This window comes from Bifidobacterium callitrichos (assembly GCF_008698085.1).
Lineage (GTDB): Bacteria > Actinomycetota > Actinomycetes > Actinomycetales > Bifidobacteriaceae > Bifidobacterium > Bifidobacterium callitrichos.
Genome location: NZ_RZJP01000004.1, coordinates 259,133 through 273,526 on the forward strand (window position 1 = coordinate 259,133; position 14,394 = coordinate 273,526).

Sequence of the window (14,394 nt, forward strand, 5' to 3'; positions counted from 1 at the left end):
TCAATAAGAAAAGTGTGAGGCTCCGCCGGGGCGCTATCGCACATCACTAGGCCGAAAACATTGGAATTGCAGGCTTTTTGGCAATGTGCGATTGTGCGATCACGTGCGATGGCCTCACACTTTTCTTATTGAGAACGATTCGCTGCAACGCTACGCGATCACCTTGGTGCTTTCGACCTTCTCCACGTACCATCGGTTGAATCTCACCAGCGGCTTCCTGAGCACAAGGCCGATCAGCAGCAGCGGCGGAACGAACAGCAGCAAGGCGCCGAGCGCCCACCAGTAATCCATCGCATAGATGCCCGCGATCGCGGCCCTCAGGGCCTTGACCGAATGCGTGATCGGCAGCAGCGGGCTGATCCGCCCGATCCACGCGGGCAGCATCTGCAGCGGATAGGCGGCGTTCGAGCCGGAGATCTGCACGATGAGCATGAGCACGCCGATCGCCTTGCCCACATTGCCGAAGCTCACCGTCATCGTGTACGTGAAGAACGAGAACACCAGCGAACTCACCCATCCGGTGAGCATGAACAGCATCGGGTGCACCGCCTGCACGTGGATGAACAGCAGCGCGCCGGCCAGCGAGAACGTGCTCTGCATCAGTGCGATCAGCCCGAACACCCCATAATGGCCGAGGAACAGCTGATGCGGCCGCGGCGCGACGCCGCCCGCCCGCTCGGCCAGCTCCTCACGCACACGGCGTGACACGCTCGTCTTGAGCGTCACCACCATGAGCAGCGCACCCACCCACAGCGGCAGGATGATGTACAGGGGAGCCAGCGCCGAACCGAAGTTGCTCACCGGGAACAGGGCCTTGCGTTTGAGCTCGACCGGTGCCGACAGCACGCCCGCCAGCTTCTCCGGATCGTTGCCGAGCACCTCCTTGACCATCGCCATATCGCCGCTGTCGAGTGCCTTCGACAGTCGCTCGTTGAACGATCCCAGCTCCTTGCCCGCCTTCGCGAGCTTGGCGGACACCGATTCCAGCGTCGTGCGCACGGTGGCGAGGTTCTTGCGCGCGCCCGACACCGTCGTTCCCAGTTCGTCGAGCGCGCCGTCGAGTTTTGCCGACGCCGTGTCGAGCGCGCCCGTCGCCTGATTGACCGACGACTCGATCTGGTCGATCTGCGTCTGGAGCGACGCGTTGAAATCGGATTTCACGCCCTCGATCGCGGCCTTCGCCTGCGCCGCCAGCTTCTTGATCTCGGCGCGACGCGCCTGCGAGTCGGCGCTGCGATCGCGCACGGTCTTGGCCGCGTCGCTCAGACGCTGCTGCAAGGTCTTCTGCAGGGCGATCGCCGTGTCGAGACGATCCAGCGTCGGGTCGAGCAGTCCCTGCAGTCGTTCGGGAAGCGCCGCCTGCACGGAGGCGATATCGGTGCGGATCGACTCGTATTCGGCGATCTGATCGCCCACGTGAGCCGCCTGCGTGTCGAGAGCGGCGGCCGTGTCCTCGGCCTGCGTGGCGGTCGAAGCGTACAGCTTGTCGGCCGCGTCGGACACCGCGCCGTAGCTCGCCGCGCTCGCCTTGAGCGCGTTCGACAGCGCGTCCGCCGCATCGTTCATCGCCCCGGACACGTCGTCGACCCCCGACTTGGCGCTCTTGAGCGTCTCACCGGCGGCGTCGGCCGAACCGCCGACTCCGGCGATCAGCTCGGCCGAATCGGCGAGCAGCGCGTCGGCCGAACCGGTCAGCGACGCGTAGTCGCCGATCATCGACGACGTGTTGCCGAGCGTCGTCGAGAACTCGCTGATATTCGCACTGAACCGGGCCAGCGCGGTCTTCGACTCCGGCTTCGACAGGTCGTCCGCCAGCGACGACGCGACCGACAGCGCGGTGCTCGTCAGCGTCTTGGCGAACATCTCGTTGATCTGCGTCGACACCTCGCTCGCGCCCTCCGTGGTGAGGTTCGGGGCGAGCGCGTTCTTCTTCTCGTTCTCGTAGTAGCTGATCTTCACGCTTTGCGCATCCGAGGAGAAGAACGTCATCATCTTGCTGCTGAAGTCCTTCGGAATGACGATCGCCGCATAGTATTTGCCCGATTTCGTCCCCTCGATCGCGTCCGATTTCGTCGTGAACGTCCAGTCGAGCTGCGAATTGGCGCGCAGCGTGTTGACGACCGTGTCGCCGATCGTGATCCTGACCGGGATTAGATCCGATTCGTAGCCCTCATCGACGCTCGCGACCGCGAACTTCAGGTTCTTCAGGTTGCTGAACGGATCCCAGCTCGCCGCGACGTTGAACCAGGTGAACAGGCCGGGAATCACCGTGAGTCCTATCACGATGATGATCGAGACGATGTTGCTCGTGATCCTGCGCACATCGCCGGTGAACAGACGCCACATGGTCCTCATCGCTCGTTCCTTTCCTCGGTGGTGTGTGTGGTGTCTTCCGCGTCTGCTGTGTCCTCGGGGCTTTCGGCGGGCGAAGTCTGCTTCTCTGCCTTCGTCTTCACGCGGGCCATCGCCTTCGCTTTGCGCGCCTGCGACCGCCTCTCCCGTGCCTGCTCGCGTCCCCGTTCGATGCCGTGGATGTACGAGCGGATCGCCTCGTCGTCCAGATTGCCCAGTTCGGTCTGGCGGCGCAGGCTATCACGGACGTACTCGATCGTGATGAGGAACGCGATGATCAGCAGCACCCAGATCAGCCAGGCGAGCATCGCCTCGAGCTTCGTGTTCGGCGTCAGCGAGAACGTGACGACGAGGATCGCCGGCACCACCAGACCCGCGATCAGTGCGCCGCGCTTCAATCGCGGATACTGCGCGGCGAACGCCGCCGCCTTGCGCTCGATGCGCTCGCGATACCCCTCATGGTTGGCGAGCACGCGCATCGCCGCGGTCACCCGGTATTCGGTGCCGGGCATGTGCACCGGTTCGCCGATGATCATGTCGCTCTCGTCGATCTGACGCGCGAACAGGCGATTCACGTTCGCCATCAACGGTCGCACGACCAGTCCCAGCACGAACGCGACGACGGCGAACAGCAGCAGTCGCCCGATCTTCGAGAACCAGTAGCCGCCGTAGAAGCCGCCGATCGTCTCACGGAACGCGTCGATCGAATACGTGAACGGGAAGAACGGGTACAGATTGCGGAAGAAGTCGGGCATCATCTCGATCGGATACAGGCCCGACGCGCCCGGGATCTGCAGGATGATCAACGCCACGCAGATGCCCTTGCCCACATGCAGGAACGTTGTCGAGAACGCGAACACGATCGACGCGTACACGAGCGAGGTGATCACGCCGGTCGCGACGAATGCGAACGGGTTCACGCTCTGCACGCCGATGATGAGATCGCCCAGCGTCGTGACCGCGCCCTGCGCCGCGGCGAACAGGCCGAACAGCAGGAAACGGGCCATATAGCCCTGTGTGATCGTCATATGCTCGATGCCCTTGTCGTCGGTCTCGAGCTTCATGATCACGGCGAGCGCGAACGCGCCCACCCACAGCGCCATGTTCGTGAACAGCGGTGCCATGCCCGAGCCGTACGCGTTGATCGGGTAGAGGATCTTCGTGTCGATCACGGTGGGGGAGAGCATGAACTTGGCGATGCGATCCGTGTCGAGCTTGCCGGAACCGTCCTTGCCGCTGCCGCCGAACAGGTCGGACAGCATGCTGGACGTGTCGAGGGCCTTCAGATCGGTGGAGGTCGTCTCGAGCTTGGTCTCCATCTGCTTGAGCGCCTGATCGGTGTGATCCAGCGAGCTGATCGTGCTCGCGGCCGCCTTGTCGAGCTGATTCAACACGACGTTCGTCTGCGAGATCAGCGCATTCTGACCGCCCAGTCCTCCGGCGATCGTGCCGGCCGTGCCCGCCAGCGTGTTGAGACCGCCGTTGAGCTTCGGCAGCGCGCCCGAGGTGATCGCCTTGCGTGCCGCCGAGTTCGCGGCGAGCGACGACTGTGTGGCCGTGTCGAAGCTCGTGGCGAGCCCCGACACCGAGGCGATGGTCGCGCCGGTGTCGGTGTTGAGCTGTTTGATGTCGGCCAGCGTCTGCGTGGTATGCCGGTTCTCGGTCTCCAGCTTCGCAATCGCCTTGGTGAGCGCCGCGCCGCCGCCGTTCGGCAGCTCAGCCGCGATGGCCTTGAGCTTCGCAATCGCCTGCGTGTTGGCGTCGTTGACGGTCTGCAGCGTCGTGATCGCATCGCCCGCCGCGCCGTTGGCGACCGTCAGACCGGCCGTCACGTGGTTGACGCCCGCGCTCGCCTGCTGCGAGGTCTGCGACAGCAGGGACGAACCGTTGTCGAGCACGGTGTTCGCGTTCATGGTGAACGTGGTGATGCGCGCCTGGGCGCCATTGATGCGGGTCGACAGATCGCCCAGTCCGGTGCTCGCCTTGCCAAGCAGCGTCTGCGTGCGGGCGAGCGCCTCGCGCGCGTCCTTCGTCTTGGCCGGGGTTTTGCCCAGCGTGGTTTTGAGCGAGCCGATGATCTTACGCGTGTTCGCGACGTCCCGCCGTGCGTCGTCGAGATCGTCGAGCACGTCCGAACGCATGGCGTCCGCCGTGCCGCCGGCCGCGTCCGTGGCCTTGTTCACCGCGTCGGAGAGCGCCTGACTCACCGTGGAGACGAACGTGCTGTTGACCTGATTGTCGACCGTGCTCGCGCCGATGTCGGTGATCTTCGGGGCGATAGCGCTCGCCTTCTCGTTGACGTAGTATTCGAGCTGCGGCTGGTCGCCGCCGGTGATCGCGCCGATCATGTCGTCGCTGAAACTCGCCGGGATGACGATCGCCGCGTACGCTTCGCCGGACTGCACGCGGTTCAGTGCCTCCGATTCGTCGGTGAACGTCCATCCGAGCTGATGGTTCGCCTTGAGCTGCGTGACGATCTGCTTGCCGAGGTTCGTCTTGCCGACGAGCGCGTTCTCGGTGCCCTTGTCGTTGTTGGCGATGACCACCTGGATGCCCTGCGTGTTGGTGTACGGGCTCCAGAATCCGATGATGTTGAACCACGCGTACAGCGGCGGGATGAAGATCAGTCCGGTGACGATCACCCATGCCGCCGGTACCCTGAGGATGCGGATGAGGTCGCGTTTCAGTATCGCGAAAACGTTGCCCATGACCTTATGTTTCCTTCTCTCGTCCGTGTGGCCGTTGTGGTCGTTCCCGTTCGGAGCCGTCGGACGTTGCCGTCCGGGCCGTGAGGAGCTTCGTGCCGGTTCTCCGCTCCATAGTGTCGTCGTGGTCGTTTTGTGATTGGACAAAGTTGACATGTTGTCAACTTTTTGGCATCCAATGACCCAAGTATCGCAACACACCATAGACCATGTGTTCGGAACAACGGGGCGGTGGTGCCGGATTGCCGTGTCGATGGGTAAAGTGTCTAATTATGGGCCGTGGTCTGTTGACGAGGACGGAGCTCGGTGACGATGTAGGTGACGGCACCTAGCGATGACGGCGATAAACACTGGCGTCACAAATTCCCGAGATCTTTCCATACTTCGGTAAAAAGTGACGGTAACTATTGCTGAGCGTCACAAATTCCCGAGCACAGGGGGGATCTCGGGAAAAAGTGACGCTGACTAATCACCAGCGTCACCTTTTCCCGGGCGTAGGGGAAACCTCGGGAATTTGTGACGCCAACATTGGGGAGGGAGGATGGGGGCTAGGGTTGAAACATGACGATCCCCGTCGAAATCGTATTCGACGGGGATCGTTGGGATTGCCGAGGTTATCAGGCAGTGATGCCGTCACCGGAGGAGGAGCCAGTGGTCAGGCCGGTGTCCGAGGAGTTGGAGCTGGAGGAACCGCTGGAGTCGGAACCGCTGGTATTGCTGTCGCTGCCACCGTTGCTGTTGCCGTCGCCACTGTTGCCACTGTTGCCGCCTTGGCCGCCGCTCGGCGGCTGACCCATCTGGCCGTTCTGGCTGTTGCCGTTGCCGTTCGTCGACGAATCGGAATCGGAGGAACCGCCGGAGGAATTGCCGCCGGGCATCTGGCCGTGACCCATGCCGCCGCCCATGCCGCCCATCTGGCTCGACTGGCCTGCTGTGGAACCGGAATCGCCCGACAGCGCGTTCACCGTGAACCCGCCGGCCACGCCGCCGAGCAGCCCGCACACCAGTGTGACGCCAGCGACGATCGCGATCGCCTTGCCGCTGATCTTCGAGACGATCGCGCCAGCGCCCGCGGCGCCCGCACCCGGCGTGCCGAACGTCCCGTTTCCATTGCCTCCGATTCCGGCGCCGCTTCCGCCGGCGAACGGATTGTCGCGATACGGCTGCTGATACGTTTGACCGTTCTGCTGTGCGACATTGCCGTGGACGGTGCCATAGACGGTACCGTTGGAGACGGGCTCACCGTTGTTGCCGGCAAGAGGGGCGTTGCCGGCAACACTCGGTGTCCCCTGGGGTGTCCCCTGGGGCTGGGCGGCATACTGCGAAGGAAGTGCGCCGGGCGTTCCCGACGGGGTGTTGGCGGCGATGCCATTGGCGGCGGCGGAGGCCTGCCTGTTCTGGTTCGACGCAACGAGCGGCACTGTCGCCGCCGTTTCGTCGGCCTTTGGGGCTGTGTTCGACGGCAGTACCGTGGTCTGCTGGTCGGGGGATTGTCCCTGCTCCTGACGGGGCTCCTGGCTGAGGTCTTGACGGGAGTCCTTGCGGGGATCGGTGATGTTGCTCATGGTTGGTCCTTTCATGGAATGCTTGGTGTTGAGTGGGGATGGAAGCGAAGCCGTGTGGTCTGGATATGGTCGGGGCGCGATCGGGGCGCGATCGGGTTGACAGTTCAGACCATGGTCCACGAGGTCGAGGTGCCGAACTGCGTGTCGTAGTCCGATCGGTCGATGAGATCGGTGGAGAGCGTCGTGTCGTCACCGGTCGCCGTATCGGGCAGCGTCGTCGAATAGTCGCCGCTCACTGTGACCGTCACCGATCCGGTGCCCCTGACCACGGTCTTGCCGCCGGCCTTGATCGTCACCGTATTGCCGTCGGAGTCGACGATCTTGCCGCCGGATGCCACGTTGAGTGCGGACACGGTCGTGTCATCGGTCACGACCCACGTCGAGGTGCCGTCCACATTCACCGTGATCGGTGCGTCACTCGTCGAATCGGAGGTCGCGCTCGCGTTCTCGGTGATCGAGGCGATGCCCGTCCACGTCGAACCTTCGAGCAGGTTCAGCGTGACCGACGAGATCGTGTCGGCCGCAACCGTGCCCTCAAGCGTCTGTCCGCGGCCGGTGAACGACACCGTCGCGCCGTTCGACCCGGCCTGGCCCCAGTTGTTCGAGTCATTGCCGGCCGCCGTGATCAGCGCCGCCTTCGACGAATCGAAGTCGAGCGTCGTGTTCGAGAGCACCACGTCGGCCGTCGTGTTCGTGAAGTAGAACATCGACCCCGATTCGATCGACGATTTCAGCGTCGAATCGGCCGCTTGGAACGTCGCGTGCTCGCCGGTCGAGGCTTCGGCGTCACCGGAGGTCGACTGGTAGATGATCACGCCGTTGGCCACCGGATCGCTCGCCGTTTTGCCGGTGATCGTGCTGGTGAGCGTGGAATCCTTGATGAGGATCGTGTTGAGCCCCTCCATGCCCGCGATCTGCGAGCCCGACGACGTGCCCGTCACGTTCGTAACCTCGACGTCGCCGGTCGAGTACAGCAGCGGCGAACCGGATCCCGCGGTCGACAGCGTGGCGTCGTTCAGGGAGATCGAACCGCCGCCGCGATCGGTCGCGACGGTCGCGGAATGGTCACCCTGCGTGTCCGCGGTGACCTCGCCGGCAAGGATCGTGCCGCCGTAGGTCGCGTCCAGCGCTCGCGAATTGTCGCCGGTCGTGGCGATCGTCGTGTCGTTCACGAGCGCGGTGCTCGAGTCGGTCGCGAACACGGCGCTCGACCCGGATGAGTCGGCGCTGAGCTTCGAGCCGGAGATCACGGTCTTCGATCCCTCGCCGACGGTCAGGGAGACGGAGTTCGTACCGTAGAAGTTGTTGTTGTCGGCGTTGTCCGAATCGCCCGACTTGGTGAGCGTGCCGTTCGCGATCGCGAGCGTGCCGCCGTTCTGTGCGAGCGCCGCGTTCTGGTCGGCGTCGGTCGCGGACGTGGTCTCGCCCTTCGATTCGACCGATTCGCCGTCGGCGGTGAGCGCGGCGGTGTACGTGCCGGAGTAGTCGTAGGTCATCGTGTTCGCGCCGCCCATGCCGGTCGGCTGTCCGGTGATCGATGCGTTCGCGCCGTTCGCGCTGCCTGCGCCGGATGACGTCGCGCGGAGCATCGCGGTGCCGGCCGCGCCGCCGCCGAATCCGACGACGAGGGCCGCTGTGGCGGCGATCGCCGCGATCCTGCCGGTCGGGGGTTGGATGGTGCGGACGCGGGTTGCGTCGTTGCGCCGCCGCTTGCCGGTCGCATGCCTGTTATCGCTCATGGTTGTTGCCTTTCGTCGGGGATCCGCGGTGTCGTCCGGCCCCGTGGTGCCGGGCCGTGACGGTGGTCTCGTCTGACCTGCTACGGCTGGCATGACGATCGCTCGTCGACTGTCCCGTCGAATCCTGTCCGCCGCGACGCTTGCGGTGCGACGGACCTCGTTCGTTGCTGGTATCAGTACACCGCCCGTTCCCGGATAGGGCCTTGGGTGACCGTGCACGGGCTCTGAAACCTTCCGACGACCTTTCCGAACGTTCCTTGAACGTTTCCTGAACGCCGAAGCCGATGTGCTCGGCTGAGCGGCAGCGCTGTGGAATCACCGATGAGTAGAGTGGACGCAACAGATCTTGCAGGAATGGAGAACCCGATGTCCACTGAGCATCGACCCGAGAATCCGAGTCGGACCGGCCTGTCCTCGGCCGCGATCGCCGATCTGGCCGCGGATGAGGTCGACGAGACCGTCGACCTCGACGCGAAGCGACTGCCGCTCATCATCCGCATCTACGGCGTGCTCGTGCTGCTCGACGGCCTGGCCACGCTGCCGATCGTCGTATTCGCCTCGATCGACGCGGTCAAGGCGATCATGCGTGGCGAGCTCGCGTTCAACGCGATGAGCCTGACCGCCGACCTGAACGCGCTCGACGCCGTGGTCCTCATCGTCTCGGCGGCCGCGATGATCGTCTTCGGCGTTCTCCTCATCAGAAACCGCCGCCGCTACGCCGCGCGATGGGCGTACGTGCTCATGCCGATCACACTCGCCGAGGGCATGCTCTCGCTCGCGCTCGAGGGACTCGGCCCCAATATCCTGCCGTCCGGCATCCGGATGATCATCCTTGTGGCCGTATCGATCGCGGCCGATCCGTCCCTGATCGAGGAGCGACGACTCCAGCGCGCCCTGAAGCGCATGGAGGATCGCGATGCCTACGAGCAGGCCGTCAGAGCCGGTACGCTCGGCCGCGACCCGTCCGGCAAGGGCTACATCTCCCTCGACTTCTTCAACATCTTCTGGCTGTTCACCGTCGCCTGCGTGTTCGGCCTCGCCATCGAAACCGTCTACCACATGGCGATGTACCACGGCGAGCTGCAGGATCGCGCGGGCCTGCTGTGGGGTCCGTTCTCGCCGATCTACGGCTGCGGCGCCGTGCTCGTCACCGTCGCGCTCAACCGATTGTGGAAATCGAATCCGTTCCTCATCTTCTGCGCGTCCGCGGTGATCGGCGGCGCATTCGAATACGCGACCAGCTGGTTCATGGAGGTCGCGTTCGGCATCACCGCGTGGGACTACACCGGCCAGTGGCTGTCGATCGACGGACGCACCTCCGGCAAGTACATGTTCTTCTGGGGACTGATCGGCGTGGCCTGGGTGCGATGGATCCTGCCGCGCCTCCTGCGCCTGATCAATCGCATCCCCTGGAAGGTCCGCTATTCGCTGACCACCGTATGCGCCATCCTCATGGTCGTCGACATCGTCTTCACCCTGATGGCGCTCGACTGCTGGTACGGGCGCATGGCCGGCCTGCCGCAGGACTCCCCGATCACGGCCTGGTTCGCGCGCAACTTCGACAACGATTTCATGTCCGCGCGATTCCAGACCATGACCCTCGACCCCTCCAAGGCCGGCCGTATGTGACGTATGTGATCAGAGCCCGTACTGCTCGCGCGCGAAGCGTTCGAGCGCCGGGATCGAGCGCTTGACCTTCTCCGTGTCGATGCAGTACGCCATGCGGAAGTATCCCGGCACGCCGAAGCTCTCCGACGGCACGAGGATCAGATCGTACTCCTTCGCCTTCATGCAGAACGCGGTCGCATCCTCCTCGAGCGCCTTCGGGAAGATGTAGAACGTGCCGCCCGGGCGCACCACGTCGAAGCCGATCGAGGTCAGCGCGTCGTACAGCAGGTTCATGTTCGTCTCGTACACGCCGAGATCGGAGGTCTCGTCGAGCACCTTCGCGACGCCCAGCTGGATCGAGCTCGGCGGGCAGTTGTGGCCGGTGCCGCGCGAGATCTGGCCCATCATCGGCACGAGCAGCTCCGCGTCCGTGGCACGCGGGTTGACCGCCACGTAGCCGATGCGCTCGCCCGGCAGGGACAGCGACTTCGACCACGAGTAGCAGGTGAGCGTGTTGTCGTAGTACTTCGCCGGGTACGGCTGCGTGGCGCCGTCGAACACGATCTCGCGGTACGGTTCGTCGCTGATCAGGAAGATGTCGTGGCCGTACTCCTCCTGCTTGACGCGCAGAAGGCCCGCGAGCTTGTCGAGCGTCGCGGCCGAGTACACGGCGCCGGACGGGTTGTTCGGCGTGTTGATGAGCACCGCCTGCACACCCGGGTTGAGCGCCGCCTCGAACGCCTCGAAGTTGATCTGGAAGTTTTCGGTGTCGGCCGGGATCACGGTCAGATGCGCGCCCGTGCCCTCCACGTACGGCTGGTATTCGGGGAAGTACGGCGCGAACGTGATGACCTCGTCGCCCGGCTTGGTCACGGCGCGCATCGCGTGCGCCAGTGCGCCCGCCGCGCCCGTGGTCGGGAAGATGTGATTGCCGGTGTAATCCATGTCGAACCGGCGATTGAGCGATTCGGCGATCGCGTCCTTCACACTCGGAATGCCCAGCGACGGCGAGTAGCCATGGATCGCGACCGGATCACCGTGCTCGTACAGGTCGACCATCGTGCGCGAGAAATCGGCCGGCGCAGGCACGCTCGGATTGCCTAGGGAGTAGTCGAACACGTTCTCGTAGCCGATCTCCTTGCCTCGTGCCGTCGCGTATTCGCTTAAGGTGCGGATGACGGATTTGCCGCCCAGCATCGCCTTGTAATGCTCGTTGATCATCGATTACTCCTTTGCCTGATGACAGTTGTCTGATGTCTGATCTGATGTCTGACATGTGACGTCCGATTCATGTGCCTTCTATTCAACCACTTCAACCGCTCGACGTGACGATTCGCTTCCGATGCTTGTCCGCGTTCCCGTGTCCATCCGTGGTCCCGTGGTCCCGTGGTCGTCCGTGGTGCGACGTATCCGACGGCAGATCCGCCGCAAACGGATTCCGCCGCGGGTAAGACGCCCCTCGCCTTAGGCCGCACACGGCGATAGACTCGGGACTGTGGGGGATCTCCGCACGCCACGTTCGCGCGGACATGTCCCCGTAAGTATTGTTGTCAGTCGACTGAAAGGCAATGCAATGGCCGAAGCTACGGCAAACATCGGTGTGATCGGATTGGCCGCGATGGGCTCGAATCTGGCGCGCAATCTGGCGCACCACGGCAATACGGTGGCCCTGTTCAACCGTCACTACTCGCGCACCGAGAAGCTGATGGAGGAGCACGGCTCCGAGGGCGCGTTCGTGCCGGCGAAGACGCTGGAGGAGTTCGCCGCGTCCCTGAAGCGCCCGCGCACCGCGATCATCATGGTCAAGGCCGGCGCCCCGACCGACGCGGTGATCGAGCAGCTCGAGGAGGTCTTCGAGCCGGGCGACATCATCGTCGACGGCGGCAACTCCTTCTTCAAGGACACGATCAAGCGTGAGAAGGCCGTGCGCGCGAAGGGCTTCCACTTCGTCGGCTGCGGCGTGTCCGGCGGTGAGGAGGGCGCGCTCAACGGCCCGTCCCTGATGCCCGGCGGCACCGTGGAATCCTGGAAGACCCTGGGCCCGATCCTCGAGTCGATCGCGGCGAAGGTCAACGGTGAGCCGTGCGTGACGCACATCGGCACCGACGGCGCCGGCCACTTCGTCAAGATGGTGCACAACGGCATCGAGTACGCCGACATGCAGGTCATCGGCGAGGCGTACGACATTCTGCGCCGTGGCCTCGGTATGGACGCCGAGGAGATCGCCGACGTGTTCGACGAGTGGAACAAGGGCGATCTCGACTCCTACCTGATCGAGATCACCGCCGAGGTGCTGCATCACAAGGATGCCGCCACCGGCAAGCCGTTCGTGGACGTGGTCGTCGACCACGCCGGCATGAAGGGCACCGGCACGTGGACCGTGCAGACCGGTCTCGAGTTCGGCTCCCCGGTCGCCTCGATCGGCGAGGCCGTGTTCGCCCGCGCCCTGTCCTCCCATGGCGAGCTGCGTGAGGCCGCCCAGCAGGAGGGTCTGGCCGGTCCGAACAAGACCATCGATCTGGACGGCGAGGATAAGGCCGCGTTCATCGAGGATGTGCGCAAGGCGCTGTTTGCGTCCAAGGTCGTCGCCTACGCCCAGGGCCTCAACGAGATCCAGGACGGTGCGAAGACCTACGGCTGGGACATCAACCTGTCCGAGGTGGCTCGCATCTGGCGTGGCGGCTGCATCATCCGCGCGCAGTTCCTGCTCGATCGCATCACCGAGGCGTTCAAGGGCGACAACCCGCCGGCCTCGCTGCTGTTCGACCCGTACTTCGAGAAGATCATCGGCGAATCGCAGGATGCGTGGCGCCGTGTGATCGTCAAGGCGATCGAGGCCGGCATCCCGACCCCGGTGTTCTCCAGCTCCCTGGCCTACTACGACGGCCTGCGCTCCAAGCGCCTGCCCACCGCCCTGACCCAGTCCCAGCGCGACCTCTTCGGCGCCCACACCTACGGCCGCGTCGACAAGCCCGGCGTCTTCCACACGCTGTGGGCCGAACCGGGCAAGCCGGAAATCGAGGAGTAGCCTCGATTCCCGGCTTGAGGACAGTCCGGTGGACTGTCCGACCGGTTCGGTGGTTGGCGGCTATGCCGCCAACCCAGCATTGGGTCTCGCCGAAGGTGAGTCCATAATTGCGGATCGAACCGGGCAAGCCGGAAATCGAGGAGTGAGGCTCCTTTTGTATAAGCGCTCGTGAATTTGTTGCGCTGAGTCGTGGTCAGCGCAACAAATTCACGAGCGCTTGCCATTCAACGCCAGAATCGCCGAAAATGACGTTGAGTGGCACAGATCTCTGCCACTCAACGCTGAGCAACGTGATTCCCCATCGTTTTCTGTGCTCAGTCACATTCAGCGTCACATATTTCCGAAAACAATCCATCCCCCGGAAATATGTGACGCTGAGTTAGTGGCAGCGTCACATATTCCCGAGGTTCCGGATTATTTCGGGAATAAGTGACGCTGAGGAGGAGAGGGATGCTGCTCAGGGGGTTTGGGGTCTCGGGGCTTGGGACCCAAAACCCCTTCGTCAGCTATACGAGTTGAACGACCGTCTCCTCGGTGGAGAACCAGATGAACTCGTCCACGCCGCCGGCGAATGACGACGGGTACTCCGGGTCGCCGCCCTTGTCCGCGCCCGCGAACACGTGCGCGAGCGATTCGGCCTTGCCGGCGCCGGCCGCGAAGAACCACGTGCGATGCGATCGCGCGATCAGCGGCGCGGACAATGAGACGCGCAGCGGCGGCATCTTCGGCGAGTGGCTCACGCCGACGGCAAGACGATCGCGCACCTCGACCTCGTGATGACCGGACGATGCCGGGAACAGCGAGGCGTAATGGCCGTCCGGTCCCATGCCGAGGATCATCAGGTCGATGACCGGTTCCGGTCCCAGCTCGCGCGTCAGCTCATCCTCATACCTGCGAGCCGCCGCGTCGAGCAACGCGTTGTTCTCGGCATCCGCGGCCGATCGCACGAACTCGTCGGTGGAGGCCGCGTCGGCCGTGACCTTCGCGATCTCGTCCGCCGGGCGCACGTCCGGCGCCATTTCGTGGATGTTTGATTCCGGCAGCCTGCCGTCGGCGATCAGCTGGTCGAGCAGCAGCCGTCGGGCCTCAAGCGCGTTGCGATCGGCGGAATCGACCGGCACGAACCGTTCGTCGCTCCACCAGAAGTGGACGCGCGACCAATCGATGGACGCCGCCAGCGGATCGGACAGCACCAGTCCGAGCGGCTGGGCGGCCGAACCGCCGGAGAGCGCGACGTCGACACGTTCGCGCCGGCTGCCGTTGGGCAGTCGCTCGGCGAGCAGATCCAGCAGCGTCAACGTGAGTCGCTGCGCGCCGGCCTGGATCATCAGATCCTTGTTCGGGTAGACGATGAGTGTGCGGTTAGCCATGGATCAACTCCTATTCCGTTCGATGAC

Annotated in this window: 8 protein-coding genes; 2 read left to right on the forward strand and 6 right to left on the reverse strand. The window is 64.2% G+C overall.

Translation table 11 applies throughout. The annotated features are described in order from the left end of the window. Positions 1-150: 150 nt before the first annotated feature. The 4 genes from EMB92_RS09820 to EMB92_RS09835 all read right to left on the reverse strand — a co-directional run bounded on the left by EMB92_RS09820 (position 151) and on the right by EMB92_RS09835 (position 8,361). Positions 151-2,355, reverse strand: a complete 2,205-nt coding sequence (locus tag EMB92_RS09820; protein WP_150394731.1) for a YhgE/Pip domain-containing protein — start codon at positions 2,353-2,355, stop codon at positions 151-153. Further along, positions 2,352-5,060, reverse strand: a complete 2,709-nt coding sequence (locus EMB92_RS09825) for a YhgE/Pip domain-containing protein (RefSeq protein WP_150394732.1) — start codon at positions 5,058-5,060, stop codon at positions 2,352-2,354. The genes EMB92_RS09820 and EMB92_RS09825 overlap by 4 nt, the downstream gene beginning before the upstream one ends. A gap of 614 nt (positions 5,061-5,674) precedes the next feature. Next, positions 5,675-6,622: a hypothetical protein gene (locus tag EMB92_RS09830; protein WP_150394733.1), complete on the reverse strand. Its 948-nt coding sequence runs from the start codon at positions 6,620-6,622 to the stop codon at positions 5,675-5,677. A gap of 104 nt (positions 6,623-6,726) precedes the next feature. Beyond that, positions 6,727-8,361, reverse strand: coding sequence for a beta strand repeat-containing protein (locus EMB92_RS09835; RefSeq protein ID WP_223847689.1), 1,635 nt, complete (start codon positions 8,359-8,361; stop codon positions 6,727-6,729). Between the two features lie 366 nt (positions 8,362-8,727). Here EMB92_RS09835 and EMB92_RS09840 point away from each other — a divergent pair, with 366 nt between their 5' ends. Then, positions 8,728-9,990 (forward strand): putative ABC transporter permease, encoded by a 1,263-nt coding sequence (locus EMB92_RS09840; RefSeq protein ID WP_081887354.1) that lies wholly within the window; start codon positions 8,728-8,730, stop codon positions 9,988-9,990. A 9-nt stretch (positions 9,991-9,999) separates the two neighbouring features. On the opposite strand, the gene EMB92_RS09845 is transcribed toward EMB92_RS09840, so the two are convergent. Continuing rightward, the gene (locus tag EMB92_RS09845; protein ID WP_043167366.1) at positions 10,000-11,190 is read right to left on the reverse strand and encodes a pyridoxal phosphate-dependent aminotransferase; all 1,191 of its coding nucleotides are present in this window, start codon (positions 11,188-11,190) and stop codon (positions 10,000-10,002) included. 352 nt (positions 11,191-11,542) lie between these two features. Between EMB92_RS09845 and gndA the strand changes: the two genes are divergently transcribed. Next, positions 11,543-12,997: an NADP-dependent phosphogluconate dehydrogenase gene (gene gndA, locus EMB92_RS09850; RefSeq protein WP_043167365.1), complete on the forward strand. Its 1,455-nt coding sequence runs from the start codon at positions 11,543-11,545 to the stop codon at positions 12,995-12,997. A 506-nt stretch (positions 12,998-13,503) separates the two neighbouring features. Here gndA and EMB92_RS09855 read toward each other — a convergent pair. Then, positions 13,504-14,367 (reverse strand): 6-phosphogluconolactonase, encoded by an 864-nt coding sequence (locus tag EMB92_RS09855; protein WP_150394734.1) that lies wholly within the window; start codon positions 14,365-14,367, stop codon positions 13,504-13,506. Between the last annotated feature and the right edge of the window lie 27 nt (positions 14,368-14,394).

What these genes read in the sequence shown, in the direction of transcription:
- EMB92_RS09830 (WP_150394733.1), bottom strand. Translation starts at nt 6,622, where the DNA reads ATGAGCAACATCACCGATCCCCGCAAGGACTCCCGTCAAGACCTCAGC.
- EMB92_RS09825 (WP_150394732.1), bottom strand. Translation starts at nt 5,060, where the DNA reads ATGGGCAACGTTTTCGCGATACTGAAACGCGACCTCATCCGCATCCTC.
- EMB92_RS09840 (WP_081887354.1), top strand. Translation starts at nt 8,728, where the DNA reads ATGTCCACTGAGCATCGACCCGAGAATCCGAGTCGGACCGGCCTGTCC.
- gndA (WP_043167365.1), top strand. Translation starts at nt 11,543, where the DNA reads ATGGCCGAAGCTACGGCAAACATCGGTGTGATCGGATTGGCCGCGATG.
- EMB92_RS09855 (WP_150394734.1), bottom strand. Translation starts at nt 14,367, where the DNA reads ATGGCTAACCGCACACTCATCGTCTACCCGAACAAGGATCTGATGATC.
- EMB92_RS09845 (WP_043167366.1), bottom strand. Translation starts at nt 11,190, where the DNA reads ATGATCAACGAGCATTACAAGGCGATGCTGGGCGGCAAATCCGTCATC.
- EMB92_RS09835 (WP_223847689.1), bottom strand. Translation starts at nt 8,361, where the DNA reads ATGAGCGATAACAGGCATGCGACCGGCAAGCGGCGGCGCAACGACGCA.
- EMB92_RS09820 (WP_150394731.1), bottom strand. Translation starts at nt 2,355, where the DNA reads ATGAGGACCATGTGGCGTCTGTTCACCGGCGATGTGCGCAGGATCACG.